This is a genomic window from Streptomyces cynarae, from assembly GCF_025642135.1.
Taxonomy (GTDB): domain Bacteria; phylum Actinomycetota; class Actinomycetes; order Streptomycetales; family Streptomycetaceae; genus Streptomyces; species Streptomyces cynarae.
The window spans coordinates 959,893-984,841 of the sequence record NZ_CP106793.1 but is presented as its reverse complement, the minus strand read 5'-3'; the positions used below and the strand labels follow the sequence as shown (position 1 = coordinate 984,841).

The window sequence follows — 24,949 nt, the reverse complement described above, 5'->3', positions numbered from 1 at the left end:
CGAACGAAGGAGGGAACACCCGTGGACCAGACCCGAGTGCCGATTCTCGAAGCCCTGCGCCGCTACCACGAGCGCGGGGAGCTCGCCTTCACCCCGCCCGGGCACAAACAGGCCCGCGGCGCCGACCCGGAGGCCAGAGAGCTTCTGAGCGACGTCTTCCGCTCCGATGTGCTCGCCTCGGGCGGTCTCGACGACCGCCGCATGACCGGCGACGTCCTGGTGCGGGCCGAGGAGCTGATGGCGGACGCCGTCCACGCCGAGCACACCTTCTTCACCACGTGCGGCAGTTCGCTGTCCGTGAAGGCCGCGATGCTCGCCGTGGCGGGGCCGCACGAGCAGCTCGTCGTGGGCCGTGACGCCCACAAGTCGGTGGTCTCCGGACTGATCCTGGCCGGCATCGAGCCCGTCTGGGCCGACCCCCAGTGGGACGAGCGGCAGCGCTTCGCGCACGCACCCTCACCGGAGGCCTTCGCCGAGGCCCTCGACCGCCACCCCGAGGCGCGCGGCGCCCTGGTCACCAGCCCGACCCCGTACGGCGGCTGCGCGGACCTGGCCGCGATCGCCGAGGTCTGCCAGGCACGCGGAGTGCCGCTCATCGTCGACGAGGCGTGGGGCGCGCACCTGCCCTTCCATCCGGATCTGCCGTCCTGGGCGATGGACGCCGGCGCGGACGTCTGCGTGACCAGCATCCACAAAATGGGCAGCGGCTTCGAACAGGGCTCTGTCTTCCATCTGCAGGGGCCTTTGATCGATCCCACGACCCTGAAGTCACGTGCCGACCTGCTGGGCACCACCAGCCCCTCCGTCCTCATCTTCGCGGGACTCGACGCCTGGCGTCGCCAGATGGCCCTGCGCGGCAAGGACCTGCTGGACGACGCCCTGCACCTGACCGAGCAGGTCCGGGCCGCCGTCGAGGAGATCCCGGGCCTGGAGGTCCTCGGGCGCGACGACCTGGTGGGCCCCGGCCTGTCCGCGGACTACGACCCGCTGCCCGTCACCATCGACGTCAGCGGCCTCGGCACGAGCGGCTACCGCGCCGCCGACTGGCTGCGCGCCGAACACCACATCGACATGCACCTCTCCGACCACCGCCGGATCAGCGCACAGCTCACCTTCGCCGACTCGCCCGACACCGTCCGGCCGCTGCTCCAGGCCCTGCGCGACCTCGCCGGGCACGCCGACGAGCTCTCGGCCGGTCTGACGCACCCCGAGGTGCCGACGGGAGACGGGATGCGCCTCGAACAGGTGCGCCTGCCGCGTGACGCGTACTTCGGGCCCAAGGAGTCCGTGCCCCTGGAGCAGGCGGCAGGCCGGATCTGCGCCGAGATGATCACGCCCTATCCGCCGGGCATCCCGGCCGTCCTGCCGGGCGAACGCCTCACCGAGCCAGTACTGCGCTATCTGCGTACGGGCCTGGAGTCGGGCATGAACCTCCCCGACGCCGACGACCCCCAGCTGGACACCATCAGCGTGAGCCGCTGAGCCGTCCCGCACGCGCACGAGGGGCGGCCCCGCCCTGGGGCTGCCCCTCGGGTCGTACGCAGCTCACGCGTGCCGCGGCTCCCCCCCCGCCCCGCACGCACGACGCCTCCGTCGCCACCGCGGTGCGGACGGCGACACCCCGACGGGCCACCACAACGAGCGGGGCCCCTCGCCCGCCCGGTCCCATGGACGTGTGACCACGCCCCCGGACGACTGCCTCGCCCGCAACGAGTGGATCTGCGGCGCCTACCTGCGCACCCGCCGCCACATCCTCCTCGACGCGGTGCTCCAGCATCTGCAGCTGGTCACGGCCTCCGTCGTCATCGGCCTGCTCGTCGCGGTCCCGCTCGCGGTCCTGGCGCGCCGCATGCGCCGGGCCGCCGCACCCGTCCTCGGCGTCACGACGGTCCTCTACACGATTCCGTCGCTGGCCATGTTCTCGCTGCTCCTGCCCCTGTACGGGCTGTCGGCGACCCTGGTCGTCACCGGACTCGCCCTGTACTCGCTCACCCTGCTCGTCCGGAACATCCTCGCCGGGCTGCGCGCCGTTCCCGAGGAGACCCGGCAGGCCGCCCTCGGCATGGGCTACGGGCCGATCCGGCTGCTGCTCACCGTGGAACTGCCGCTCGCCCTGCCCGCCGCCATGGCCGGCCTGCGCATCGCGACCGTCTCGTCGGTGTCCCTGGTCACGGTCGGGGCGGTCGTCGGCTTCGGCGGTCTCGGCAACCTCATCTACGCGGGCATGAACACCTACTTCAAGGCGCAGGTGCTGACCGCGTCCGTGCTGTGCGTGCTGATCGCGGTGGCCGCCGACGTGCTGCTGCTCGCTGTGCAACGGCTCGCCACCCCCTGGGCGAGGGCGAGAAGCCGATGAGGACCCTCGGAGACACCTGGGACTGGCTCACCGACCCGGCGCACTGGGCGGGCGACGACGGCATCGGGCACCGGCTGCAGCAGCACCTCGTCCTGACCGCCGTCTGTCTTCTCGTCAGCTGCCTGATCGCACTGCCCGTCGCCCTCGTCCTGGGTCACCTCGGCAAGGGCGGCGCACTCGCCGTCAACCTCTCCAACGTCGGCCGCGCCGTCCCCACCTTCGCCGTACTGGTGCTCCTGCTGCTCACCCCGATCGGCGCTTGGGGCGACGGCCCGACCGTCGTCGCTCTCGTGCTGTTCGCGGTGCCGCCGCTGCTGACCAACGCGTACGTCGGCATGCGGGAGGTCGACCCCGACGTGGTGCGGGCGGCGCGGGGGATGGGCATGACCGGCCGGCAGATGCTCCTTCACGTGGAACTGCCCCTGTCGCTCCCCATGGTGCTGGGCGGGGTGCGCATCGCCGCCGTCCAGCTCGTCGCCACCGCCACGATCGCCGCGCTGGCCGGGGGCGGCGGACTCGGCCGCATCATCACCGCGGGCTTCAACCTGGCCAGTACGCCGCAGGTCGTCGCGGGGGCGGTCCTGGTGGCCGCGTTCGCACTGGCGGTCGAGGGGATCTTCGAGGTCGTCGAGCGGCTGGCGTCGCGCCGGGCGGGGGGCCGGCGATGAGACGGTACGCGGCGCTCGCGTCCGTCCTGGTGGTCGCCGGCTGTATGACGGGCCCCTCCCTGGAGACCCGGGGCCGGGTCACCGCGCCGCCCGGCGACAGCAGGCACCTGACCGTCGGCTCAGCCGGCTTCACCGAGAGCGACCTGCTCGCCCACATGTACGCCCTGCTGCTGAACCGGGCCGGCTACACGACCTCCCTCATCACCGTCGCCAACCGCGAACTGTACGAACCCGCCCTGGAATCCGGGCAGATCGACGTGATTCCGGAGTACGCGGCCACCTTCGCGGACTGGCTCCAGGCAAGGTCCCACGGCGCCGGGGCCGCGCCCGTCGGCTCGCCGGACCTCGCCGCCACCATGAGAGCGCTGCGGAGACTGGCCGAGCCCCGCGGACTGACGGTGCTCGACCCGGGCCGCGCGGTCGACCGGAACGCCTTCGCGGTGACCCGCGCCTACGCCCGCGACCACCACCTGAGGACCCTGAGCGACCTCGGCCGCTCCGGCCTGAAGGTGCGGCTCGCTGCCGGGGACGAGTGCGTGCGCCGGCCGTACTGCGCTCCGGGGTTGAGGAAGGTCTACGGCATCGACGTCACCGGCGTCGACCCCAAGGGTGTCGGCACCACACAGGCCAAGCGGGCCGTCCAGGACGGACGGGACCAGATGGTGCTGACCACCACGACGGACGCCACCCTCGACGCGTTCGGGCTCGTCCTGCTCGCCGACGACAGACACCTGCAGAACGCGGACTACGTCGTCCCGGTCGTCAACCGCGCCCGGGCGGGCGGAGTCCGTGTCACCGAGGCCCTGGGCGCCCTCAACTCGGTCCTGACGACAGAAGACCTGACGTCCCTGAACCAGCGGGTGGACAGCTGGCGGCGGCTGCCGCAGGACGTGGCCCGCGCCTACCTCGAGGACAAGGGGCTCCTGAAGTGACGCGGCGGGTGGGCATCCTGTCCGCTCCGGAAGCCGATGAACGGCATCGCACAGCCACGCCTCAGCAGGACGACGCTACGCCCGACCGGGCGGTCCGTGGCTGCCGGGTCATGCCCGCCACTGTCCGCCGCCCGGTTGTGACGCACACGCCCTACGCCCCTGGTGCTCTACGTCTCTGGTGCTCTGACGAAGCGTTCCAGAAGTGAGCACAACAGTTCCTGGTCGTCCTCCTCCAGGCAGTCCAGGAGCCGGGCGCCCACCTCGTCGGCGATCCGCGAGGCCTCGGCGAACAGGGCTCTGCCCTCTTCGGTCAACTCCACCGCGTGGGCGCGCCGGTCGGCGGGCGAGGGCCGCCGCACGGCCAGACCGCGGGCCTCCAGGTCGTCGACCGTGCGCACCATCGAGGACTTGTCGCTGCCGGTGAGGTCGATGAGCCGGCGCTGGCTGAGCGCTCCGTGCCTGGTGAGGTTGAGCAACACCCCGTAGTGCCGGCCTTCGATGCCGAGCGGACGCAGCGCCTCGGTGAACGTCCGTGCGGCCCGTCGCTGCGCGAGACGGAGCAGCGGGCCGATGCGCGCGGGGCCGGCATCGGGCGCGGTGGAGGCGGAGCGGGGGGCGTTCATGGCCGTTCAGCATAGGGCAAGCCGAGATTGGTTCCCAAGAGATATTCTCATCTGGCACTATCTCATCCATGCCTAATCGGATCGTTCCTTCCCCGCGCCCGGTGGCGGATCCGCCCGCACCCGGCGACGGTGGCCGCCACTCGGTGCGGCCCTGGGCCCTCGTGCTCTTCCGGACCGTGGTGACATGCGAGGCCGTCCTGGCCGTCGGGCAGGCGGTACTGGCCGGGAGCTTCCTGTCCGGTCACTACGGAGCCCTCGACCTGCACGCCCTCAACGCGACCGCCACCGGGCTCGTCGCCGTGGCCCAGATCGTGGCTTCGGCGCTGCTGTGGCGGCCCGGCGGCGGGCCCGGCTGGCCGGCCCTGACCGGCATCGCGCTGTTCGGGGCGGAGGCCGGACAGATCGCCATGGGGTACGCGCGCGTGCTCGCCGTTCATGTCCCGCTGGGCGTGGCGATCATCGCCTGCACCTTGCTGATGCTGGTCTGGGCGTGGCGTCCGGACCGTTCCCGCCGTGCGGAGGGGCGCGCATGAGCCGGGGCATCGGCCGACGCCGCCTGCTCGCCGCGGCGGCCCTCGGCGGCGGTGCGCTCACCGTCGGCGGATGGACCATGGCCTCGGGCGCGCTGACGCCCGGTCAGCCGGGACTGCTGCTGCGCAGCCAGGCCCCCCTGCCGCCGCGGTACGCGGTGCCGCTGCCCGTGCCGTCCGTGCTCGCGCCGGTCCGCACCGACGGCACGACGGACGTGTACGAGATCACTCAGCGGACGGCGCGCCTGCGTATCCTGCCCGGTCCGGAGACCACCGCCTGGACCTACGGCGGAACCTTCCCCGGGCCTACGCTGCTCTCGCGCTCGGGACGCCGCACTGTGGTGCGGCACCGCAACGAACTGCCGCATCCGACCGTCGTCCACCTGCACGGAGGCCACACCCCGTACGGCAGCGACGGCTATCCGACCGCGCTGATCCTGCCGCGCGGCGGCACCGTGTCCGGGGCGGACGACATGGCGGCGATGCCGGGGACGGCGGCGATGCCGGGGACGACCGGCATGGCGGGGACCGCCGACTCCCACGACAGTGCGGCGGTCGTGCGGACGTACACGTATCCGATGGAGCAACGAGCCGCCACCCTCTGGTACCACGACCACCGCATGGGCTTCACCGGCCCGAACGTCTGGCACGGCCTCGCCGGGTTCCACCTCGTCCACGACGACGAGGAAGAGGCGCTGCCGCTGCCCCGCGGCGACCGCGACATCCCCCTGATGATCACCGACCGGTCCTTCGCGGCCGACGGCTCATTCCGGTACCCGGCCCTGGACGCGGCACAGCACACACCGGGCGTCCGTGCGCGCTACATGGACGGCGTCCTGGGCGACGTCATCCTGGTCAACGGGGCACCGTGGCCGGTGCTTCCGACCCGGCGGCTGCGCTACCGGCTGCGCCTGCTCAACGCCTCGAACGCCCGCCGCTACCGTCTGGCGCTCGACCCTCCGCCTCCGGGTGGCGGCGGTCTGGTGCAGATCGGCGGCGACGGCGGCCTGCTTCAGACGCCGCTCGCGCACGACTCGCTGGAGATCGCCCCGGCCGAACGCTTCGACGTGGTCGTCGACTTCTCCCGCTACCGGCCCGGCACCCGCGTACGGCTGGTCAACCAGCTGGGCAGCGGCGGCACGGCGGCCGTGATGCGGTTCGACGTCTCCACCGCCCGGCCACCGGCCGACGACTCACGCATACCGGCACGGCTGTCCGCGATACCCACGCCGCGCCCGGACCGGGCCACGGCGGTGCGGACGTTCCACTTCCAGCGACGCGCCGGATCCACCGGCTGGACCATCAACGGCCGCTCCTACGAGCCCGGCAGGCCCCTGGCCACCGTCCGGCTCGGCGCCACCGAGGTGTGGCGGTTCGTCACCGACTTCCACCACCCCGTCCATCTCCACCTCAACCACTTCCGGGTGACCGCCCGCAACGGCCGCTCGCCCGGGCCGTACGACGCGGGCTGGAAGGACACGGTCGACCTGCGCCCCGCCGAATCCGTGGAGATCGTCACCCGGTTCACCGACTACCCGGGCCGCTACATGCTGCACTGCCACAACCTGGAACACGAGGACATGGCGATGATGGCCGACTTCGTCACGGAGTGAACGCGTCCGCCGAGCGGCGGAGGGCCGAGTGGAGTCCGGCCGGGGTCAGGACGCCGAGGAAGTGCCTTCCGTCCAGAACGGCCACCCACCCGGCGTCGTACCGGAGCATCGCCTCGAACGCCTCCTTCAGCGAAGCGCCCACCGGAACCCAACAGTCCATCCGGTGGGCGTGGTCGCGTACGAGGCCGCCGCCGGCCAGCTCCTCGGTGCCGACCCAGCCGTGCAGATCGCCGCCAGCGGCGAGGACGACCGCCCGGAGTGCGCCCTCGGCTCGCAACCGGGCCTCGGCCCGCCGGGCGGGCTCGTCGAGGCGGGTGACCGGCGGCTGTTCGAGGTCGCCCGGCTGGACCTCCGTCACCGACAGGCGCTTCAGCCCACGGTCCGCGCCCACGAACGCGGCGACACACGGCGTGGCCGGCCTGCCCAGGACCGCTCCCGGCGTGTCGAACTGCTCGACGCGCCCCTGCCCGTACACCGCGATCCGATCGCCCAGCCGCACCGCTTCCTCGATGTCGTGCGTGACCAGCAGCACCGTCTTGCGCACCGCCGCCTGCATCCGCAGGAACTCGTCCTGCAACTGCTTCCGCACCACCGGGTCGACCGCCCCGAACGGCTCGTCCATGAGCAGCACGGGCGGATCGGCGGCCAGCGCCCGCGCCACCCCCACCCGCTGCCGCTGGCCGCCCGACAACTGGTCGGGGTAGCGCGGCCCGTACGTCCTCGGGTCCAGGCCCACCAGCTCCAGCAGCTCGGCGGCCCGCGCGCGCGCCCTCGCCCTCTTCCAGCCCAGCAGCAGTGGCACGGTCGCCGTGTTGTCGAGCACGGTCCGGTGCGGGAACAGCCCCACCTGCTGGATGACGTAGCCGATCCGGCGCCGCAACCGCACCGGATCGACGCCCGCGACGTCGTCACCGCCCACGAGGACCCGTCCGGAGGTCGGTTCCACCAGCCGGTTGACCAGCATCATCGTGGTCGTCTTGCCACACCCGGACGGCCCGACGAGCGTGACCAGTTCCCCCTCGGCGACCTCGAACGACAGGTCGCGCACGGCCGTCGTGCCGTCCGGATACCGCTTGGTGACCTGCTCGAACCGGATCATTCCCTCACGCTAACCGCGCCGGTCACTCACCGCTCACCAGCACCACCTCCAGGGTGCGCGGACCGTGCACCCCCTCGACCCGGTCCAGCTCGATGTCGCTCGTCGCGGACGGCCCGGAGATCCATGTCAGCGGGCGTGCCGGATCGAGCCGTTCGAGGGCCTGGGGGACGGAGGAGACCACCTGGTCGGGCACGCGCACCACACAGATGTGGTGGTCGGGGACGAGGGTGATACGGCGGCGGCCCTGGTCCGGTGCGCCGTCCAGCACGATGGTGCCGGTCTCGGCGATGGCGACGGCGCAGCCGGTGACCACGCTGTCGACGCCGTCCAGCTCGTGCGGGGTGCTCTCCGCCCGGTCGGGGACCTGCTCCACGCCCGTCAGCCAGTGCGACGGCAGTCCGGGCGGTACCAGGACGGTGCGCGCGCCGCGCGCGGCGAGCAGACCGGCCAGCACCGACGGCAGCGCGGCGGCATCGGTGCGGTGCACGATCGCCCGGTAGTCCGCCAGGTTCTCCGCCAGCAGATCGACCGTCTCCTCGACGGTGCGCTCGCCGTGCTCCCGCAGATAGTCACGCGAAACGGCCTGCTCGTACGCCGTGTCGTCCTTCGGTACGTCCGTCAGCGCGCGCCGCACCCGGCCCAGGATCTGCTCTCTGCTGTTCACTTTCCGTCGCCTCCGTCCTTGCCGCCCCGGGTCCGCTGCCACCAGTCGCGGAACGGCTCCGCCGGCACCTGCGGCAGGTCCCGGCTCGCGCTCCACGCCCGGCCCGGCCCCGGCAGCGTCCGGGGAAGGAAGCGGCGCGACCGCGACGCCAGCCGCTGACCCGTCCGCAGCACCCCGGGGTGGCCGAACGCCCAGCGCGACGCCCGCATCGCCGCCCGTTCGGCGGCATGCCCCTTCGCGGGCCTCAGCACGACCTTGTTCCCGCCCCGTGTCACCGGCCCGCCCTGCACGACCCGTTCCCGCAGGTGCACCAGCACCTCGGGGATGTCGATGGCGACCGGGCACACCTCGTAGCAGGCGCCGCACAGCGAGGACGCGTACGGCAGCGAGGCGTCGATCTCGCTCTGTGTGCCCCTCAGTTGGGGACTGAGGATCGCGCCGATCGGGCCCGGGTACACCGAGCCGTAGGCGTGTCCGCCCGCCCGCTCGTACACCGGGCACACATTGAGACACGCCGAACAGCGGATGCAGCGCAGCGCCTGGCGGCCCACCTGGTCGGCGAGCGTGTCGGTACGCCCGTTGTCGAGCAGGACCAGGTGGAAGGTATTCGGTCCGTCCTCGTCGGTCGTGCCGGTCCACGTACTGGTGTACGGGTTCATGCGTTCGGCCGTGGAGGAGCGCGGCAGGGTCTGCAGGAACACCTCCAGGTCCCGCCAGGTCGGCACGATCTTCTCGATGCCGACCACCGAGATCAGCGTCTCGGGGAGGGTGACGCACATCCGCCCGTTGCCCTCGGACTCCACCACGACCAGCGTGCCGGTCTCCGCGACCATGAAGTTCGCGCCGGAGATCCCGACCTTGGCGCGCAGGAACTTCTCCCGCAGGTGCAGCCGGGCCGCCTCGGCGAGTTCGGCGGGCGTGTCGGTCAGCCCCTCGGGCGCGGGGCGGCCCCACTCGGCCATCTCCGAGCGGAAGATGTCCCGGATCTCGCCGCGGTTCCGGTGGATCGCCGGGACGAGGATGTGGGAGGGCCGGTCCTTGCCCAACTGGACGATCAGCTCGGCGAGATCGGTCTCGTAGGCGCGGATGCCCTCCGCCTCCAAGGCCTCGTTGAGGCCGATCTCCTGGGTGGCCATCGACTTGACCTTGACGACTTCCGACTCGCCGGTCGCCCTGACCAGTTCGGCCACGATCCGGTTCGCCTCGTCCGCGTCGGCGGCCCAGTGCACCACGCCGCCCGCAGCCGTGACCGACTCCTCCAACTGGACCAGATACCGGTCGAGATGGCGCAGCGTGTGGTCCTTGATCTGCCGGCCCGCCTCTCGCAGCGCCGCCCAGTCGGACACCTCCGCGACCGCCTTGGCACGCTTGGCGCGGATGGTGTGGGTGGCGTGACGCAGATTGCCGCGCAGGGTCCGGTCGCGCACCGCCTCGTGCGCCGCCGCCGGGAAGGCGGGCATACCGAGATACGTTCCGCTCATGCCAGCGGCTCCTCTTCCGTGCTCGCCAGGATCTCCGCGATGTGCACCGGCCGCATCCCGACCCTCAGGCGTGCCATCGTCCCGCCGATGTGCATCAGACAGGAGTTGTCGGCCGCGCACAGCACCTCCGCGCCCGTCGACTCCGCGTTGCGCACCTTGTCGACGCCCATCGCCGCCGAGACATCGGAGTTCTTCAGGGCGAACGTACCGCCGAAGCCACAGCACTCCTCGGCCCCCGGCAGCTCGGCCAACTCCAGTCCCTTCACGGCCTGGAGCAGCCGCCTGGGGCGGTCGCCGAGGCCAAGGCCCCGCAGACCGTGGCAGGTCGGGTGGTAGGTCACCTTGTGCGGGTAGTACGCGCCGACATCGGTCACTCCCAGCACGTCCACCAGGAACTCCGTCAGCTCGTACGTCTTCGGGACCACGGGCGCCAGCGTGGCCGCGAGCGCGTCCCCGCGACCCTCCGCCCGTGCCCGCTCGCCCATCCGCGGATACAGCTCCCGCACCATCGCCCCGCACGAGCCCGACGGCGTCACGATCGCCTCGTAGTCCCTGAAGACATCGGAGAACTTTACGGCGAGCGGCTCGGCCTCATGCCGGTATCCGGTGTTGTAGTGGGCCTGCCCGCAGCACGTCTGCGCCATCGGGAAGTCCACCTCTACGCCCAGCCTGGTCAGCAGTTTCACCACGGCGCGGCCGGTGTCCGGATACAGCGTGTCGTTGACGCAGGTCAGGAACAGGGCGACACGCATCGCGGCTCCTAGGAGGGTCGGTCATCGGATGAATGCAGGGTAGTCGGCGGGGGTGACTTAGGGTAGACCCCGGCTCAGGGCGTGGCGAGCCGGGACTCCGCCGCACGCCACACGGCCGTGTCGCCGCGCGGTTCGTACCGCGTGAGCGACTGGGTGGCGGCGATCAGCCGGCGCATCTCGGCCCGGTCGCCGACGAGCCCGTGGGCGCGGGCCTGGACGAGGACGTTCCCGAGCGCGGCCGCCTCCGTCGGACCGGCCACCACCGGCAGCCCGCAGGCGTCGGCGGTCAGCTGGCACAGCAGGGCGTTTCGGGTGCCGCCCCCGACGATGTGGACCACGTCCACCGGGTGGTCGGCGAGCCGCTGGGCCTCGGACACGGCCCGGCGGTGGGCGAGTGCGAGGAGTCGAGGATGCACCGCGTGACCTCGGCGGGCGAGTCCGGCACCGGCTGCCCCGAGGCCCGGCACGCCTCGGCGATGCGCGCCGGCATCCGCCCGGGCGCCAGGAAAGCCGCGTCGCCGGCCTCCACCACGGACCGCAGCGCCGGGACCTCCGCGGCGGCCGACAGCAGCCCGGGCAGGTCCGGGTCGCCCCATTCCCGTACGCACTCCTGGAGCAGCCACAGCCCCATGATGTTCCGCAGATATCGGACCGTGCCGTCCAGGCCCAGCTCGTTGGTGAAGTTGGCGGCCCGGCTCTCCTCGGTCAGCACGGGTGCCCGGAGCTCCAGGCCGGCCAGCGACCAGGTGCCGGTGCAGATGTAGGCGAACCGCTCACCGACGGCCGGTACGGCGGCCACCGCGGACGCCGTGTCGTGCGAGCCCACGGTGGTCACCGGCACGGGACCCCGCAGACCCGTCTCTTCCAGCACCTCGGGCCGCAGCACACCGGCCGGGTCGCCGGGCCGGCGCAGCGGCGCGAACATGCTCAGGTCGATGTCCAGCCGGGCCGCGACGCCGTACGCCCAGTCGCGGGTGCGGGGGTCGATGAGCTGGGTGGTGGAGGCGTTGGTCAGCTCGGTGCCCTGCTCGCCCGTCAGCCAGTACGTCAGCAGGTCCGGAATGAGCAACAGGCGCTCGGCCTGGCCGAGTTGGGCGGTGGAGCGGGCCGCGGTCAGCTGGTACAGCGTGTTGAAGGGCGCGTACTGCAAGCCGGTGGCCGCGTACAGCTCGTCCGCGGGGACGGTCGCCCAGACCTTCTCCGCGATCCCCTCCGTCCGGGCGTCCCGGTAGTGCACCGGGTTGCCGAGCAGGGCCCCGTCCGCGTCCAGCAGGCCGTAGTCCACGGCCCAGCTGTCGATGCCGACCGAGTCGACCTGACCGGCCGCGCGCAGCCCGTCCAGGACGCCCGCGTACAGCGACAGGATGTCCCAGCGCAGCCCCTCGGGGACCCGCACGGGCCGGTTCGGGAAGCGGTGCGCCTCGGTCAGCTCCAGGATGCCGGGGCCGACGCGGCCGACCATGACGCGCCCGCTGGACGCGCCGAGGTCGACCGCTGCGTACGACTGCACGGCGCTCACCGCAGGAAGGCGGCCGCGACGCCCGCGTCGACCGGGACGTGCAGTCCCGTGGTGTGGGTGAGGTCCCCGCCGGTCAGCGCGAACACGGCGTTCGCGACGTGCTCCGGCAGCACCTCCCGCTTGAGGATGGTCCGCTGGGCGTAGAACTCCCCGAGCTTCTCCTCCGGCACCCCGTACACGGCCGCGCGCTGCGCACCCCAGCCGCCCGCGAAGATCCCGGACCCCCGTACCACTCCGTCCGGGTTGACCCCGTTCACGCGGATGCCGTGCTCACCCAGCTCGGCGGCCAGCAGCCGCACCTGGTGCGCCTGGTCGGCCTTGGTCGCGGAGTAGGCGATGTTGTTGGGCCCGGCGAAGACGGCGTTCTTGGAGGCGATGTAGACGATGTCGCCGCCCAGCTGCTGGGCGATCATCACGCGTGCGGCCTCGCGGGAGACGAGGAAGGAGCCGCGGGCCATGATGTCGTGCTGGAGGTCCCAGTCCTTCGCGGAGGTCTCCAGCAGCGGCTTGGAGATGGAGATGCCGGCGTTGTTGACGACGAGGTCGACCCCGCCGAAGGCCAGCACGGCGGCCTTGAAGGCGTCCGCGATCTGCTCCTCGGAGGTGACGTCGACCGTCACGGCGACGGCCTTGTCCGGCCCGCCCAGCTCCTCGGCCACGGCGGCCGCGTTCTCGGCGTCGAGGTCGGCGACGACGACGCAGGCGCCCTCGGCCACCAGCCGCCCGGCGATCGCCTTGCCGATGCCGCTGCCGGCCCCCGTCACCAGCGCCACCCGCGTGGCGAGCGGCTTGGGCTTCGGCATCCGCTGGAGCTTGGCCTCCTCCAGCGCCCAGTACTCGATGCGGAACTTCTCTGACTCCTCGATCGGCGCGTACGTCGACACGGCCTCGGCGCCGCGCATCACATTGATCGCGTTGACGTAGAACTCGCCGGCCACGCGGGCGGTCTGCTTGTCCTTGCCGAAGGAGAACATGCCGACACCGGGCACGAGCACGATCGCCGGGTCGGCCCCCCGCATGGCGGGGGAGTCGGGTCGAGCATGCCTCTCGTAGTAGGCGGCGTACTCCTCGCGGTAGGCGGCGTGCAGTTCCTTCAGCCGGGTGACGGCCTCCTCCAGCGGCGCCGTCGGCGGCAGGTCGAGGACCAGCGGACGGACCTTGGTGCGCAGGAAGTGGTCCGGGCAGGAGGTGCCGAGGGCGGCGAGCCGAGGGTGCTCGGCCCGCGCCACGAAGTCGAGGACGACCTCGGAGTCGGTGAAGTGCCCGACCTGCGGCTTGTCCTCGGAGGCGATCGCCCGGATGTGCGGAGCGAGGGCCGCGGCCCGCTCCCGGCGCTCGGCCTCGGGCAGGGCCTCGTACCCCTCGATCACCGGCCCGAACGGCTCGGGCCTGCCGCGCTCGGCGAGGAAGGCCTCGGCGGTGCGGATGATGTGCAGCGAGTTGCGCTCGCACTCCTGCGAGGTGGCTCCCCAGGCAGTGATCCCGTGCCCGCCCAGGATGCAGCCGATGGCCTGCGGGTTGGCCTCCTTGATCGCGGCGATGTCCAGCCCGAGCTGGAACCCGGGCCGCCGCCACGGCACCCACACCACGGTGTCGCCGAAGCACTCGGCGGTCAGCTTCTCCCCGTCGGCCGCGCAGGCGAGCGCGATACCGGAGTCGGGGTGGAGGTGGTCGACGTGCGGAGCGTCGACGAGACCGTGCATGGCGGTGTCGATGGAGGGGGCGGCCCCGCCCTTGCCGTGCAGACAGTAGTCGAACGCGGCGACCATCTCGTCCTCGCGTTCGACACCGGGGTAGACGCCGACGAGGGCCCGCAGCCGGTCGAGCCGCAGCACGGCCAGCCCGGCCTCGCTCAGGGTCCCGAGATCACCCCCGGACCCCTTGACCCACATCAGCTCGACATCACCCCCGGTCACGGGATCGGTGTCGGTGCCTTTGGCGGAGGCGTTGCCGCCGGCGTAGTTGGTGTTACGGGGATCGGAGCCCAGCCGATGGGAACGGGCGAGAAGAGCGGCGGCTTCGGGGTGGAGAGACATATCCAGTCCTTCATGGACGAGGGGTGAGTGGAGCGCGCCCCATAGGGGCGCGGGTCTGTATCGATGTGCGGCTCCGCCGCGCGGGCGCGACCAACCACATCCGGCCCGCAGTCTGTGAACGGTCTTACCCGGCAGACGCAGCGCAGCGCCTACGCACCCCAACCGGCCTGCTGACCGCCCATGCGCTCCTCAACGATCTTCTGAGCCCATCCGGACCGGGCGTACGCCCCCATGGGGTCGGGGTCCAGCCCCATCTCCTCCCGCACCTCACGGAGCAACGGACGAACGTCCGTGTTGTACGCGTCCATGAGCACCGCGTTGGCGCCCAGCACATCCCCCGCCCGCTGCGCGGCAGCCAGCGCGTCCGGGTCCACCAGCAGCGCCTTGGCCGTGGCCTCCTGGACGTTCATCACCGAGCGGATGATCGCCGGGATCTTGGCCTCGATGTTGTGGCACTGGTCGAGCATGAAGGCGACCTCGGAGGTGAACCCGCCCCCGCGTACCACCTCGTACATGATCCGGAACAGCTGGAACGGATCCGCTGCCCCGACCATCAGGTCGTCGTCGGCGTAGAACCGCGAGTTGAAGTCGAACCCGCCGAGCTTGCCCTCCCGCAGCAGCGTCGCCACGATGAACTCGATGTTGGTGCCCGGTGCGTGATGCCCCGTGTCCACCACGACCTGCGCCTTCGGCCCCAGCTTCAGGCAGTGCGCGTACGCCGTCCCCCAGTCCGGCACGTCCGTCGTGTAGAAGGCCGGCTCGAAGAACTTGTACTCCAGCAGCATCCGCTGCCCCTCGCCCAGCCGCTCGTACACCTCGGCGAGGCCCTCCGCGAGCCGGTCCTGCCGCTCACGGATGTCGTCCTGCCCGGGGTAGTTCGTGCCGTCCGCGAACCACAGCTTCAGGTCCCTCGACCCGGTGGCGTCCATGATGTCGACGCACTCCAGCAGATGATCGACGGCCTTGCGCCGCACCGCCGCGTCCGGATGGCAGATGCTGCCCAGCTTGTAGTCGTCGTCCTGGAAGGTGTTGGAGTTGATCGCGCCGAGCCTCACGCCGCGCTCCTGCGCGTACTTGGCCAGCGCCGCGTAGTCGTCCACCTTGTCCCACGGGATGTGCAGCGCCACGGTAGGCGCGACGCCCGTGAACTCGTGGACCTTCGCCGCGTCCTCCAGCTTCTCGCGGGGATCGCGGGGGACCCCGGCTTGCGCGAACACCTTGAAGCGCGTGCCCGAGTTCCCGTACGCCCATGACGGCGTCTCGACGGCCTGGGACTTCAGAGCGGCCTTCACCGCGGCGAGCTCGGTCACTTGGGGGCTCCTGTGGCATCGGTGGGCATCGGTGGGGGACACCGTGCGTGAAACGATTCAGGATGGGAAGCTAAGAGCCCCCACCTGGGGTGTCAAGGCCCGCGGCGGGTCGATCTTCCCGTGACCACGTCGTGACCTTTGGCTATCGAAATTTTTTCGAGGCGATCCCATTGACGTGACATGGCTGGCCCGCCTAACGTCCCGGCAACCAAGTTGAAACCTTTCACGACGCCGCGAGGACGACCTGCCGGCGTCGTCGAGGAGCCCCCATGACCCACCCGTCCGACACGGGTCCGGCCCCGGTGCTGGCGCTCAGGGACATCTCCAAGTCCTTCGGCGCGGTGCGCGCCCTGAGAGACGTGTCCCTGGAACTGTTCCCCGGCGAGGTGCACGCCCTCGCCGGCGAGAACGGCGCGGGCAAGTCGACCCTCATCAAGACGCTCGCCGGTGTGCACCGACCGGATGCCGGTCAGGTGCTGCTCGACGGTGAGCCGACCGTCTTCCACGGCCCGGCCGACGCCCGGGACGCCGGTATCGCCGTGATCTACCAGGAACCGACCCTCTTCCCCGACCTGTCGATCGCCGAGAACATCTTCATGGGCCGCCAGCCCCGCAAGGCCCTCGGCCGGATCGACCACAAGGCCACGAACGCGGCCACCGCGGCCCTGATGCGACGCCTGGGCGTCGACCTCGACCCCGAGCGCCCGGCGCGCGGCCTGTCCATCGCGGACCAGCAGATCGTGGAGATCGCCAAGGCGCTCTCCTTCGACGCCCGCGTCCTGATCATGGACGAGCCGACCGCGGCCCTCACCGGCAGCGAGGTGGCCCGGCTCTTCGGCGTCGTCCGCACCCTGCGCGAGCAGGGCGCGGCGGTGCTGTTCATCTCCCACCGGCTGGAGGAGATCTTCGAGATCTGCCAGCGGGTGACCACCCTGCGCGACGGCGCCTGGATCGCCAGCGAACCGCTGGAGGGGATGACCGAGGACGACCTCGTCCGCCGCATGGTCGGCCGCGACCTCGAGGAGCTGTACCCCAAGCAGGACGTGGAGCCTGGGGAGGTCGCGCTGAGCGTACGGCGGCTGACCAGGGAGGGCGTCTTCACGGACGTGTCGTTCGACGTGCGGCGCGGTGAGATCGTCGGCCTCGCCGGGCTCGTCGGCGCCGGCCGGACCGAGGTCGCGCGTGCCGTCTTCGGCATCGACCGCTGGGACGCGGGCGAGGTCGAGGTCGACGGCAGGACCCTCACCAACGGCGCGCCCTCCACCGCCATGGCCGCCGGGCTCGCCCTGGTCCCCGAGGACCGGCGCGCCCAGGGCCTGGTGATGGACATGTCCATCGAACGCAACATCGGTCTGACCGGTCTGCGCACGACCGTGAAGGCCGGACTCGTGGACCGCGGCGCCGAACGCAGCCGCTCCCTCGACTGGGCCGTCAAGCTCCAGGTGAAGTACGCCCGGATCGCGGACGCCGTCTCCACGCTGTCCGGCGGCAACCAGCAGAAGGTGGTCCTCGCCAAGTGGCTCGCCACCGGCCCGAAGGTGCTGATCGTCGACGAGCCGACCCGCGGCATCGACGTCGGCACGAAGGCCGAGGTGCACCGGCTGCTCAGCGAGCTGGCCGCGGACGGCGTGGCCGTCCTGATGATCTCCTCCGACCTGCCCGAGATCCTCGGCATGGCCGACCGCGTGCTCGTGATGCACGAGGGCCGGCTCACCGCCGAGATCCCGCGCTCCGAAGCCACCGAGGAAACCGTGATGGCCGCAGCCACCGGGAGGGCTGCCGCATGACGGTGACCGCACCCAACGAGGCCCCCGTGACCGATATGCCGAAGTCCAGCGGCACCCGGCTGGTCGACCGCGTGTTCAAGATGCGTGAACTCGCCATCCTGGTCGTCTTCCTGGTGATGATCATCGTCACCCAGCTCGGCAACAGCGACTTCCTCTCCGAGCAGGGCATCAAGGACCTGCTGCTGAACGCGACCATCCTGGTGCTGGTCGCGACCGGCCAGTCCCTGGTCGTCATCACCCGCAACGTCGACCTGTCGGTCGGCTCCACCCTCGGCATCAGCGCCTTCGCGACCGGCACGTATCTGCACGGCGGCGGCAACCCCGTCGTGGGGGTCGTGCTGGCGATCCTGCTCGGCGTCGGCTTCGGTCTGCTCAACGGGCTGCTCGTCAGCCTCGGCCAGGTGCCCGCGCTCGTCGTCACCCTCGGCACCCTCTACATCATCCGCGGCATCGACTCGATCTGGGTCGGCTCGCGGCAGATCACGGCGGCCGACCTGCCCGGCGGGTTCGTCGACTTCGGGTCCGGCGGCATCTCCGCCGTCCCCTGGCTGGCCCTCATCGCCCTGGTCGTCCTGGTCGCGACCGCGTACTACCTCAAGCACTTCGGCAGCGGACGCGAACTGTACGCGCTCGGCTCCAACCCGGAGGCCGCCCGCCTCGCCGGCATCCCGGTGCGCAAGCGGATCCTGACCGCGTACACCTTCTGCGGCGGCCTGGCCGGGCTCGCCGGCGCGCTGTACCTGGCCCGGTTCGGCAACGTCGACTCCGGCACCGGCAACGGCTACGAACTCACCGTCGTCAGCGCCGTCGTGGTCGGCGGCGTGGTCTTCACCGGCGGCTCCGGCAGCGTCTACGGCGCGGCCCTCGGCGCCCTGCTGCTGACCTCCATCAACAGCGTGCTGCCCGCCCTCGGCGTCAGCTCCGTATGGGTGCTCGCCATCAACGGCGTCCTGCTCCTGCTCGCCATCGCGGTCGACCGGATCGTCGCGCTGCGGGTGGCCTCCGCCCTGAAGAAGACGACCGCGAAGAAGACGGCCCTGAAGAAGGAGAACGCCCGCCATGCCTGACTCCTTGACGCGCGCGATCCGCTGGGACACGGTCGTCGGCGCCCTCCTCGTCGTCCTCCTGCTGCTGTCGTTCGGTTTCGTCGACGGCTTCGGCAACGCCCTCAACCTGTCGTTCCTGATCGGCAACACCCTGCCGATCGCGCTGATCGCGCTGCCCATGACCCTGCTCGTGGTCGCGGGCGAGATCGACCTGTCCGTCGCCTCCACGGCCGGGCTGTCGGGCGCGGTGATGGGCAAACTGTGGAACGACGGCATGGCGATCGAGACGATCATCCCGCTCTGCCTCCTCCTCGGCGTGGTGTGCGGGCTGGTCAACGGCCTGCTGGTCACCCGCCTCGGACTGCCCTCCCTGGCCGTCACCATCGGCACCCTCGCCGCCTACCGGGGCATCGCACAGATCGTGCTCGGCTCCGACGCGGTGACCGACTTCCCGACCCAGTACCTGAACTTCGCGGCCGGACGCATCGGCGAAAGCTTCCTCCCGCAGGCGTTCCTGCCCTTCCTGGTGCTGCTCGCGATCGCCGTGGTCGTCCTGCACGCCACCCCGTTCGGCCGCTCGCTGTTCGCCGTCGGCGCCAGCGAGGAGGCGGCACGGTTCGCCGGCATCCGGGTCAAGCGCGCCAAGCTGATCCTGTTCACGGCGACCGGCTTCATGGCCTCCCTCACCGGCGTCTTCTGGGCGCTGCACTACGCCAGCGCCCGCTACGACAACGCCACCGGACTCGAACTCTCCGTCGTCGCGGCCGTCCTGCTCGGCGGCATCGACTTCGACGGCGGCAAGGGCACGCTCGGCGGCGCCATCGCGGGAGTGTTCCTGCTGGGCGCCCTGCAGAACGTGATGAGTCTCGTCAACGTCTCCGCACAGTCGCAGATCGTCGTCACCGGCGTCCTGCTCGTCGTCTCCGTGCTCGGCCCCCGGGTCGCGCGCCAGATCTCGGTAGCGAGGGCGGGCCGCAGAGCCGCCTCGACTCCGGCCTCGTAACCTCCGCTCACCTCGTAAAGGAACCTCGCCATGCGCAAGTCATCCCTCCGCCGCACCTGCGCGGCGCTCGCCGCGGTCACCTCCCTCGCGCTCGCCGCGACCGCCTGCGGCGGCACCACCAAGAAGGACGTCGCGAGCGAGAGCGCCGCCCCCGCCGACTCGGGTGCCAAGGCGAACCCGAACGCCGCGACCAAGAAGGGCCTCACCGTCGGCTTCCTGCCCAAGCAGGTCAACAACCCGTACTTCACCTCCGCCGACAACGGCGGCAAGAAGGCCCTGGAGGAGCTGGGCTCGAAGTACAAGGAGGTCGGCCCGTCCAGCGCCACCGACACCAGCGGACAGGTCTCCTACGTCAACACGCTCACCCAGCAGCAGGTCAACGCGATGGCCGTGTCCGCGCAGGACCCGGGCGCCCTGTGCACCGCGCTCAAGCAGGCCATGAGCAACGGCATCAAGGTCGTCACCTACGACTCCGACACCAAGCCCGACTGCCGCAACGCCTTCGTCTCGCAGGCCTCCGCCGAGGACCTGGGCCGCACCGAGGTGCAGCTGCTCGCCCAGCAGATCGGCTACAAGGGCGAGATCGCGATTCTGTCCGCCGCGCAGACCGCGACGAACCAGAACACCTGGATCGGCTACATGAAGGACGAGCTGAAGGACCCCAAGTACAAGGACGTCAAGCTCGTCAAGATCGCCTACGGCAACGACGACGCCCAGCAGTCCTTCCAGCAGACCCAGGGCCTGCTCCAGCAGTACCCGAACCTGAAGGGGATCATCTCCCCGACCACCGTCGGCATCAAGGCGGCCGCTCAGTACCTGTCCGGCTCCAAGTACAAGGGCAAGGTCAAGCTGACCGGCCTCGGCACCCCGAACGACATGCGCCAGTACGTCAAGAACGGCACCGTCGAGGCGTTCGAGCTGTGGGACCCGGCCAAGCTCGGCGACCTGGCCGCCCGCACCGCGGTCGCCCTGGCCTCCGGCCAGATCACCGGCAAGGAGGGCGAGACCTTCAAGGCCGGCGACACCACGTACACCATCGGCAAGGACGGCGTGATCAACCTCGGCAAGCCGACCGTGTTCGACAGCAAGAACATCGACCAGTTCAACTTCTGACATCGGGGAGCGGTACTTCATGCAGCGCGTCTGTTTCCTGCTCAAGGTCCGTGAGGACCGGATCGCCGAGTACCGCGAACGCCACGCCGCCGTGTGGCCGGAGATGCTCCAAGCACTCTCGGCCACCGGCTGGCACAACTACTCCCTCTTCCTGAGGGACGACGGCCTGCTCGTCGGCTACCTGGAGACCGAGGACTTCGAAGCCGCCCTGGCCGGCATGGAGGCGACCGAGGTCAACGCCCGCTGGCAGGCCGAGATGGCGCCGTTCTTCGAGTCGCTGGACGGCGCCCGGCCCGACGAGGCCATGAAACCCCTCACCGAAGTGTTCCACCTCGCCTGAACCCGGGAGACGCACCCATGAGACGACGCACCGTGCTGGCGACCGCCCTGCTGAGCGCCGTGGTGGCTCCGGGGAGGGCGCAGGCGGCGACCCCCGGCCCCTCGGTCACCAGGACCGGCACCACCACACTCGACAGCCAGGCGATCTACTTCGTGTCGTACGACGGCCTGGTCAACAACAACTCCTTCCAGAAGAACGGCCTGCTCACCTACCAGGGCTACCAGTACGCCGCCTGGTACACCTCCACCCGCAACGCCGTGGTCGCCCGCCGCAAGCTCGGGGCGAGCACCTGGTCCACGGTCACCCTGTCCCACCAGCTCAAGAGCGACGACTCCCACAACGTCATCTCCCTGGGCGTCTCCGAGATCGACGGCCGTCTGCACCTCAACATGGACTCGCACAGTGACGGCTACTTCTACGTGAAGTCCGTCGCCGGGCTGATGGACAACCCCGGCACCACCGCCTGGACCTCGTCCGTCTTCGGTGCCGTCCAGACGTCCCTCGACGGACTCGCCCTCACCTCGCAGTTCACCTACCCGCAGTTCGTCTCCACCCCCGAGGGCAAGCTGCAACTGAGCTACCGGGTCGGGATTTCCGGCAACGGCCGCAACGCCCTCGCCGAGTACGACGGTTCGTCCTGGAAGGCGCTCGGTGAGTGGAGCAGCTCGACCGGCACCTACACCAGCTCGCACGGCTCCAGTACCGCCCGCAACATGTACCTGCACGGCATCGACTACGACGTGAACGGCCGCCTGCACGCCTTCTTCACCTGGCGCGAGCAGAACGCCGCCGTGATGTGCTCCAGCGGGGGCATCACCAACCACGACACCGGCTACGTCCACTCCACCGACCGCGGCCGCACCTGGCGCAACGACGCGGGCGCGCTCGTCGCCACCACCGGCACCTCCGACACGGTCGCCGTCACCGACGCAGGTCTCGTCGTGGACCCCCTCAACCCCGACCACTCCCTGATGAACCAGGAGAGCCAGTTCACCGACTCCACCGGCCTGCCGCACGCGATCATCAGCTACGTCCCCGGCCGCTTCGGCCAGTGCACCACGGACTACGTCGCCGACCGCACCGCGAACGGCCGCGCCTTCCACGTCCGCAAGAACTCCTCCGGCACCTGGCAGAAGACCGAGATCCCGGTCCCGCTGAACTCCAGCCAGCGCACCAAGCTGGTCCTCGACAAGTACGACAACGCCTACGCCGTCTTCCCCTACGGGCGCATCGCCGGCGCGTCGAAGTCCTCCGGCTACACGGACTGGACGCTGCTCTACGACGGCAGCGGCCTGAACGCCTTCGGCGAGGTCGTGATCGACGAGATGCGGGTGAAGGCGGACAACACCCTGTCCTTCATGTACCAGGAGAAGTCCAGTGGTACGACACCCTCGGCGCTCCACGTCGTCGACTTCGCCCTGCCCGCGTGACCGGATCCGCCGTGCGGGGCGGTGACGATAGTGTGAAGCCCGCCCCGCCGCCCCTCGTCTCCCTGGAGGTCCCCGCCTGATGGCCCAGTCGGTGGGTATCAAGGACGTCGCCCGCGCCGCCGGAGTCTCTGTGGGCACGGTCTCGAACGTCATCAACCGTCCCGAGTCCGTCGCCTCCGAGACGCGCGCCCGCGTGCTGTCCGTGATAGACCGGCTCGGCTACGTCCGCAGCGAGTCGGCACGGCAGCTGCGGGCCGGGCGGAGCCGGATCATGGGCCTGCTCGTCCTCGACATGGGCAACCCGTTCTTCGTGGACGTGGCCCGTGGCGCCGAGCGGGCCGCCCGGAACGCCGGGCTCGGCGTGATGGTCTGCAACAGTGCGCAGAGCGCCGCCGAGGAGGCCGAGTACCTGGCGCTCTTCGCCGAGCAACGGGTGCGCGGCGTGCTGCTCACCCCCGCCGACGCGACCGGACGGAACATCGAGACGTTCCGTCGCCACGGCATCCCGTTCGTGCTCGTGGACCGGGTCGCCGAGGGCACCACCGAGTGCTCGGTGTCGGTCGACGACGTGGCGGGCGGCGCCCTGGCCGTGCGGCACCTCCTCGACGCCGGGCACCGCTTCATCGCATACGTCAGCGGGCCGCCCGGCCTCAACCAGGTCAGGGACCGCCGCACCGGCGCCCTGAACGCGCTGGCCGAGGCCGGGCTGGGCCCCGAGGCGCTGCGGGAACTGCCGACCGAGCGGCTCGACGTCGCCGCGGGCCGGGACGCCGGTGCCCGGCTCCTCGGGCTCGCACACCGTCCGACGGCCGTCTTCTGCGCCAACGACCTGCTCGCCCTCGGTGTCCTGCAGGCCATGTTCGCAGCCGGGGTCAGCGTTCCCGACGACCTCGCGATCGTCGGCTACGACGACATCGAGTTCGCCGCGGCCGCCGCGGTGCCGCTCACCTCCGTACGGCAGCCGGCCGTCACCATGGGCGCCCTCGCCGCCGAACTCCTCCTGGAGGAGACCGAGGCCGAGGCGGCCGAGTCGACCGCTCGCCCGCACGAACACCGGCGGGTCGTGCTCCAGCCGGAGCTGGTGGTGCGCAACTCCAGCCTGTCCGCGCGCTGACCGGCACCGGGTGCCCCGGGAAACCGGCTGAACGACCGGTCAGTACGGATTTCTTGATCCCGGGCGCCCGCGCCCCGCGACCATGTGCTGGACTGGGACGCGGCCTGGAATTCGTCCGTCCCGGGGAGCCCCCTTGACCCACAGCTACCGCCAGCCCGGCATCGTCCTCACCGACCGCCGCTTCACCGTGCCCCTGGACCACGACGACGCCGACGGCGAGACCATCGAGCTGTACGCGCGGGAGGTGGTGGCGAGCGACAAGGCGGACGACGACCTGCCCTGGCTGCTCTACCTCCAGGGCGGGCCCGGCTTCGGCGCGCACCGCTTCATCGGCAAGCAGGCCTGGCTCGGCCGCGCCCTCGAGGAGTTCCGCGTCCTGCTGCTCGACCAGCGCGGCACCGGCGCCTCCACACCCGCCAACCGGCAGACCCTCCCGCTGCGCGGCGGCCCCCGCGAACAGGCCGACTACCTCACCCACTTCCGCGCCGACTCCATCGTCCGCGACTGCGAGGCGATCCGCCCCCAGGTCACCGGCGGCGCCCCCTGGACGGTCCTCGGGCAGAGCTTCGGCGGCTTCTGCACCGTCGCCTACCTGTCGACGGCCCCCGAAGGGCTGCGCGCCGCACTGATCACCGGCGGCCTGCCCGCCCTCGACGCGCACGCCGACGACGTCTACCGGGCCGCCTACCCGCGTATCGAACGCAAGGTCGCCGCCCACTACGCCCGCTACCCGCAGGACGTCGAGCGCGTCCGCCGTATCGCCGAGTACCTGCTGCGACACGAGCCGGTCCTGAACGGCGGCTACCGGCTCACCGTGGAGGCGTTCCAGTCACTCGGCATCCTGCTCGGCGGCAGCGAGGGCAGCCACCGCCTGCACTTCCTCCTCGAGGACGCCTTCGTCCGCACCCCGCAGGGCCTCGAGCTCTCCGACGCCTTCCAGGAGGAGGTCCACCACCTGCTGTCGTTCGCGGGCCACCCTCTGTACGCGCTGGTCCACGAGGCGATCTACGGCCAGGACGAGCGCCCCACCGCGTGGTCGGCGGAGCGCGTGCGGGCCGAGTTCCCGCAGTTCGACGCGGGGAAGGCGCTCACGGGCGACGGGCCGGTGCTGTTCACGGGGGAGTCCGTGCACCCGTGGATGTTCGACACCGACCCGGCGCTGCGCCCGCTGCGTGACACCGCCCACCTGCTCGCCGAGCGCACCGACTGGACACCGCTGTACGACCGCGCCCGTCTCGCCGCCAACGAGGTGCCGGTGGCCGCGGCGATCTACCACGACGACATGTACGTCGACACCGGCCACGCGCTGGACACCGCCCGGGCGATCCGTGGCCTGCGCACCTGGGTGACGGACGAGTTCGAACACGACGGTGTCCGTGCGGGCGGTCCCCGCGTCCTGGACCGCCTGCTGGCGCTGGCGCGGGACGAGGTCTGACGCCCCCCGGGGCGTCCGCGGCCGCACCGGTCACGGCTGCCCGCCGCATCCACACCCCCGCGTGGCGGCCGCCGCCCCTCCTGCGGTGGCGCGGCCTG

Annotated in this window: 21 protein-coding genes and 1 pseudogene; 14 read left to right on the top strand and 8 right to left on the bottom strand. The window is 71.3% G+C overall.

What is annotated here, in order from left to right; translation table 11 throughout:
• The first annotated feature begins 21 nt into the window (after positions 1-21).
• The 4 genes from N8I84_RS04775 (at position 22) to N8I84_RS04760 (ending at position 3,956) form a co-directional block, all read left to right on the top strand.
• Positions 22-1,482 (top strand): aminotransferase class I/II-fold pyridoxal phosphate-dependent enzyme, encoded by a 1,461-nt coding sequence (locus N8I84_RS04775; protein WP_263228344.1) that lies wholly within the window; start codon positions 22-24, stop codon positions 1,480-1,482.
• Positions 1,483-1,675: 193 nt separating this feature from the next.
• Entirely contained in the window at positions 1,676-2,356 is a 681-nt protein-coding gene (locus N8I84_RS04770; protein ID WP_263228343.1) for an ABC transporter permease, read from the top strand.
• A complete protein-coding gene (locus N8I84_RS04765; protein WP_263228342.1) occupies positions 2,353-3,024 on the top strand; it encodes an ABC transporter permease in 672 nt (223 codons plus the stop codon). Before N8I84_RS04770 ends, N8I84_RS04765 begins: the two co-directional genes overlap by 4 nt.
• A complete protein-coding gene (locus tag N8I84_RS04760) occupies positions 3,021-3,956 on the top strand; it encodes an ABC transporter substrate-binding protein (RefSeq protein WP_263228341.1) in 936 nt (311 codons plus the stop codon). The genes N8I84_RS04765 and N8I84_RS04760 overlap by 4 nt, the downstream gene beginning before the upstream one ends.
• 167 nt (positions 3,957-4,123) lie before the next feature.
• On the opposite strand, the gene N8I84_RS04755 is transcribed toward N8I84_RS04760, so the two are convergent.
• Positions 4,124-4,579 carry a MarR family winged helix-turn-helix transcriptional regulator gene (locus tag N8I84_RS04755; protein WP_263228340.1) on the bottom strand — a complete coding sequence of 152 codons (456 nt, stop codon included), beginning with the start codon at positions 4,577-4,579 and terminating at the stop codon, positions 4,124-4,126.
• Between the two features lie 68 nt (positions 4,580-4,647).
• Here N8I84_RS04755 and N8I84_RS04750 point away from each other — a divergent pair, with 68 nt between their 5' ends.
• Both N8I84_RS04750 and N8I84_RS04745 read left to right on the top strand, forming a co-directional pair.
• The gene (locus tag N8I84_RS04750; protein ID WP_263228339.1) at positions 4,648-5,112 is read left to right on the top strand and encodes a hypothetical protein; all 465 of its coding nucleotides are present in this window, start codon (positions 4,648-4,650) and stop codon (positions 5,110-5,112) included.
• Positions 5,109-6,722, top strand: a complete 1,614-nt coding sequence (locus tag N8I84_RS04745) for a multicopper oxidase family protein (RefSeq protein WP_263228338.1) — start codon at positions 5,109-5,111, stop codon at positions 6,720-6,722. The genes N8I84_RS04750 and N8I84_RS04745 overlap by 4 nt, the downstream gene beginning before the upstream one ends.
• Here the strand turns inward: N8I84_RS04745 and N8I84_RS04740 are convergent.
• From N8I84_RS04740 to rhaI, 7 genes and pseudogenes are all read right to left on the bottom strand, one after another.
• A complete protein-coding gene (locus N8I84_RS04740) occupies positions 6,712-7,821 on the bottom strand; it encodes an ABC transporter ATP-binding protein (RefSeq protein ID WP_263228337.1) in 1,110 nt (369 codons plus the stop codon). The genes N8I84_RS04745 and N8I84_RS04740 overlap by 11 nt on opposite strands.
• Before the next feature lie 22 nt (positions 7,822-7,843).
• A complete protein-coding gene (locus tag N8I84_RS04735) occupies positions 7,844-8,485 on the bottom strand; it encodes a LutC/YkgG family protein (RefSeq protein ID WP_263228336.1) in 642 nt (213 codons plus the stop codon).
• On the bottom strand, positions 8,482-9,966 hold the full coding sequence (locus tag N8I84_RS04730) for a LutB/LldF family L-lactate oxidation iron-sulfur protein (RefSeq protein ID WP_263228334.1): 1,485 nt from the start codon (positions 9,964-9,966) through the stop codon (positions 8,482-8,484). Before N8I84_RS04730 ends, N8I84_RS04735 begins: the two co-directional genes overlap by 4 nt.
• Entirely contained in the window at positions 9,963-10,718 is a 756-nt protein-coding gene (locus N8I84_RS04725) for a (Fe-S)-binding protein (protein WP_263228333.1), read from the bottom strand. The genes N8I84_RS04730 and N8I84_RS04725 overlap by 4 nt, the downstream gene beginning before the upstream one ends.
• Positions 10,719-10,792: 74 nt before the next feature.
• Positions 10,793-12,180 (bottom strand): annotated as a pseudogene (locus tag N8I84_RS04720) (rhamnulokinase).
• A gap of 53 nt (positions 12,181-12,233) precedes the next feature.
• Positions 12,234-14,273 (bottom strand): bifunctional aldolase/short-chain dehydrogenase, encoded by a 2,040-nt coding sequence (locus tag N8I84_RS04715; protein ID WP_263228331.1) that lies wholly within the window; start codon positions 14,271-14,273, stop codon positions 12,234-12,236.
• Positions 14,274-14,422: 149 nt separating this feature from the next.
• Complete coding sequence (gene rhaI / locus N8I84_RS04710) at positions 14,423-15,583, bottom strand: L-rhamnose isomerase (RefSeq protein ID WP_263228330.1); 1,161 nt, start codon at positions 15,581-15,583, stop codon at positions 14,423-14,425.
• Positions 15,584-15,852: 269 nt separating this feature from the next.
• On the opposite strand from rhaI, the gene N8I84_RS04705 reads away from it, so the two are divergent.
• The 8 genes from N8I84_RS04705 to N8I84_RS04670 all read left to right on the top strand — a co-directional run bounded on the left by N8I84_RS04705 (position 15,853) and on the right by N8I84_RS04670 (position 24,851).
• Positions 15,853-17,370 (top strand): sugar ABC transporter ATP-binding protein, encoded by a 1,518-nt coding sequence (locus tag N8I84_RS04705; RefSeq protein ID WP_263228329.1) that lies wholly within the window; start codon positions 15,853-15,855, stop codon positions 17,368-17,370.
• Positions 17,367-18,437 carry an ABC transporter permease gene (locus N8I84_RS04700; RefSeq protein WP_263228328.1) on the top strand — a complete coding sequence of 357 codons (1,071 nt, stop codon included), beginning with the start codon at positions 17,367-17,369 and terminating at the stop codon, positions 18,435-18,437. The genes N8I84_RS04705 and N8I84_RS04700 overlap by 4 nt, the downstream gene beginning before the upstream one ends.
• Positions 18,430-19,419, top strand: coding sequence for an ABC transporter permease (locus N8I84_RS04695; protein WP_263228327.1), 990 nt, complete (start codon positions 18,430-18,432; stop codon positions 19,417-19,419). The genes N8I84_RS04700 and N8I84_RS04695 overlap by 8 nt, the downstream gene beginning before the upstream one ends.
• Before the next feature lie 30 nt (positions 19,420-19,449).
• Positions 19,450-20,532, top strand: coding sequence for a rhamnose ABC transporter substrate-binding protein (rhaS, locus tag N8I84_RS04690; RefSeq protein ID WP_263228326.1), 1,083 nt, complete (start codon positions 19,450-19,452; stop codon positions 20,530-20,532).
• A 19-nt stretch (positions 20,533-20,551) separates the two neighbouring features.
• Positions 20,552-20,872: an L-rhamnose mutarotase gene (locus N8I84_RS04685; RefSeq protein ID WP_103845436.1), complete on the top strand. Its 321-nt coding sequence runs from the start codon at positions 20,552-20,554 to the stop codon at positions 20,870-20,872.
• A 17-nt stretch (positions 20,873-20,889) separates the two neighbouring features.
• A complete protein-coding gene (locus N8I84_RS04680; RefSeq protein WP_263228325.1) occupies positions 20,890-22,302 on the top strand; it encodes a BNR repeat-containing protein in 1,413 nt (470 codons plus the stop codon).
• Between the two features lie 79 nt (positions 22,303-22,381).
• Entirely contained in the window at positions 22,382-23,416 is a 1,035-nt protein-coding gene (locus N8I84_RS04675; RefSeq protein WP_263228324.1) for a LacI family DNA-binding transcriptional regulator, read from the top strand.
• A 133-nt stretch (positions 23,417-23,549) separates the two neighbouring features.
• Positions 23,550-24,851: an alpha/beta hydrolase gene (locus tag N8I84_RS04670; RefSeq protein ID WP_263228323.1), complete on the top strand. Its 1,302-nt coding sequence runs from the start codon at positions 23,550-23,552 to the stop codon at positions 24,849-24,851.
• Positions 24,852-24,949: the final 98 nt, after the last annotated feature.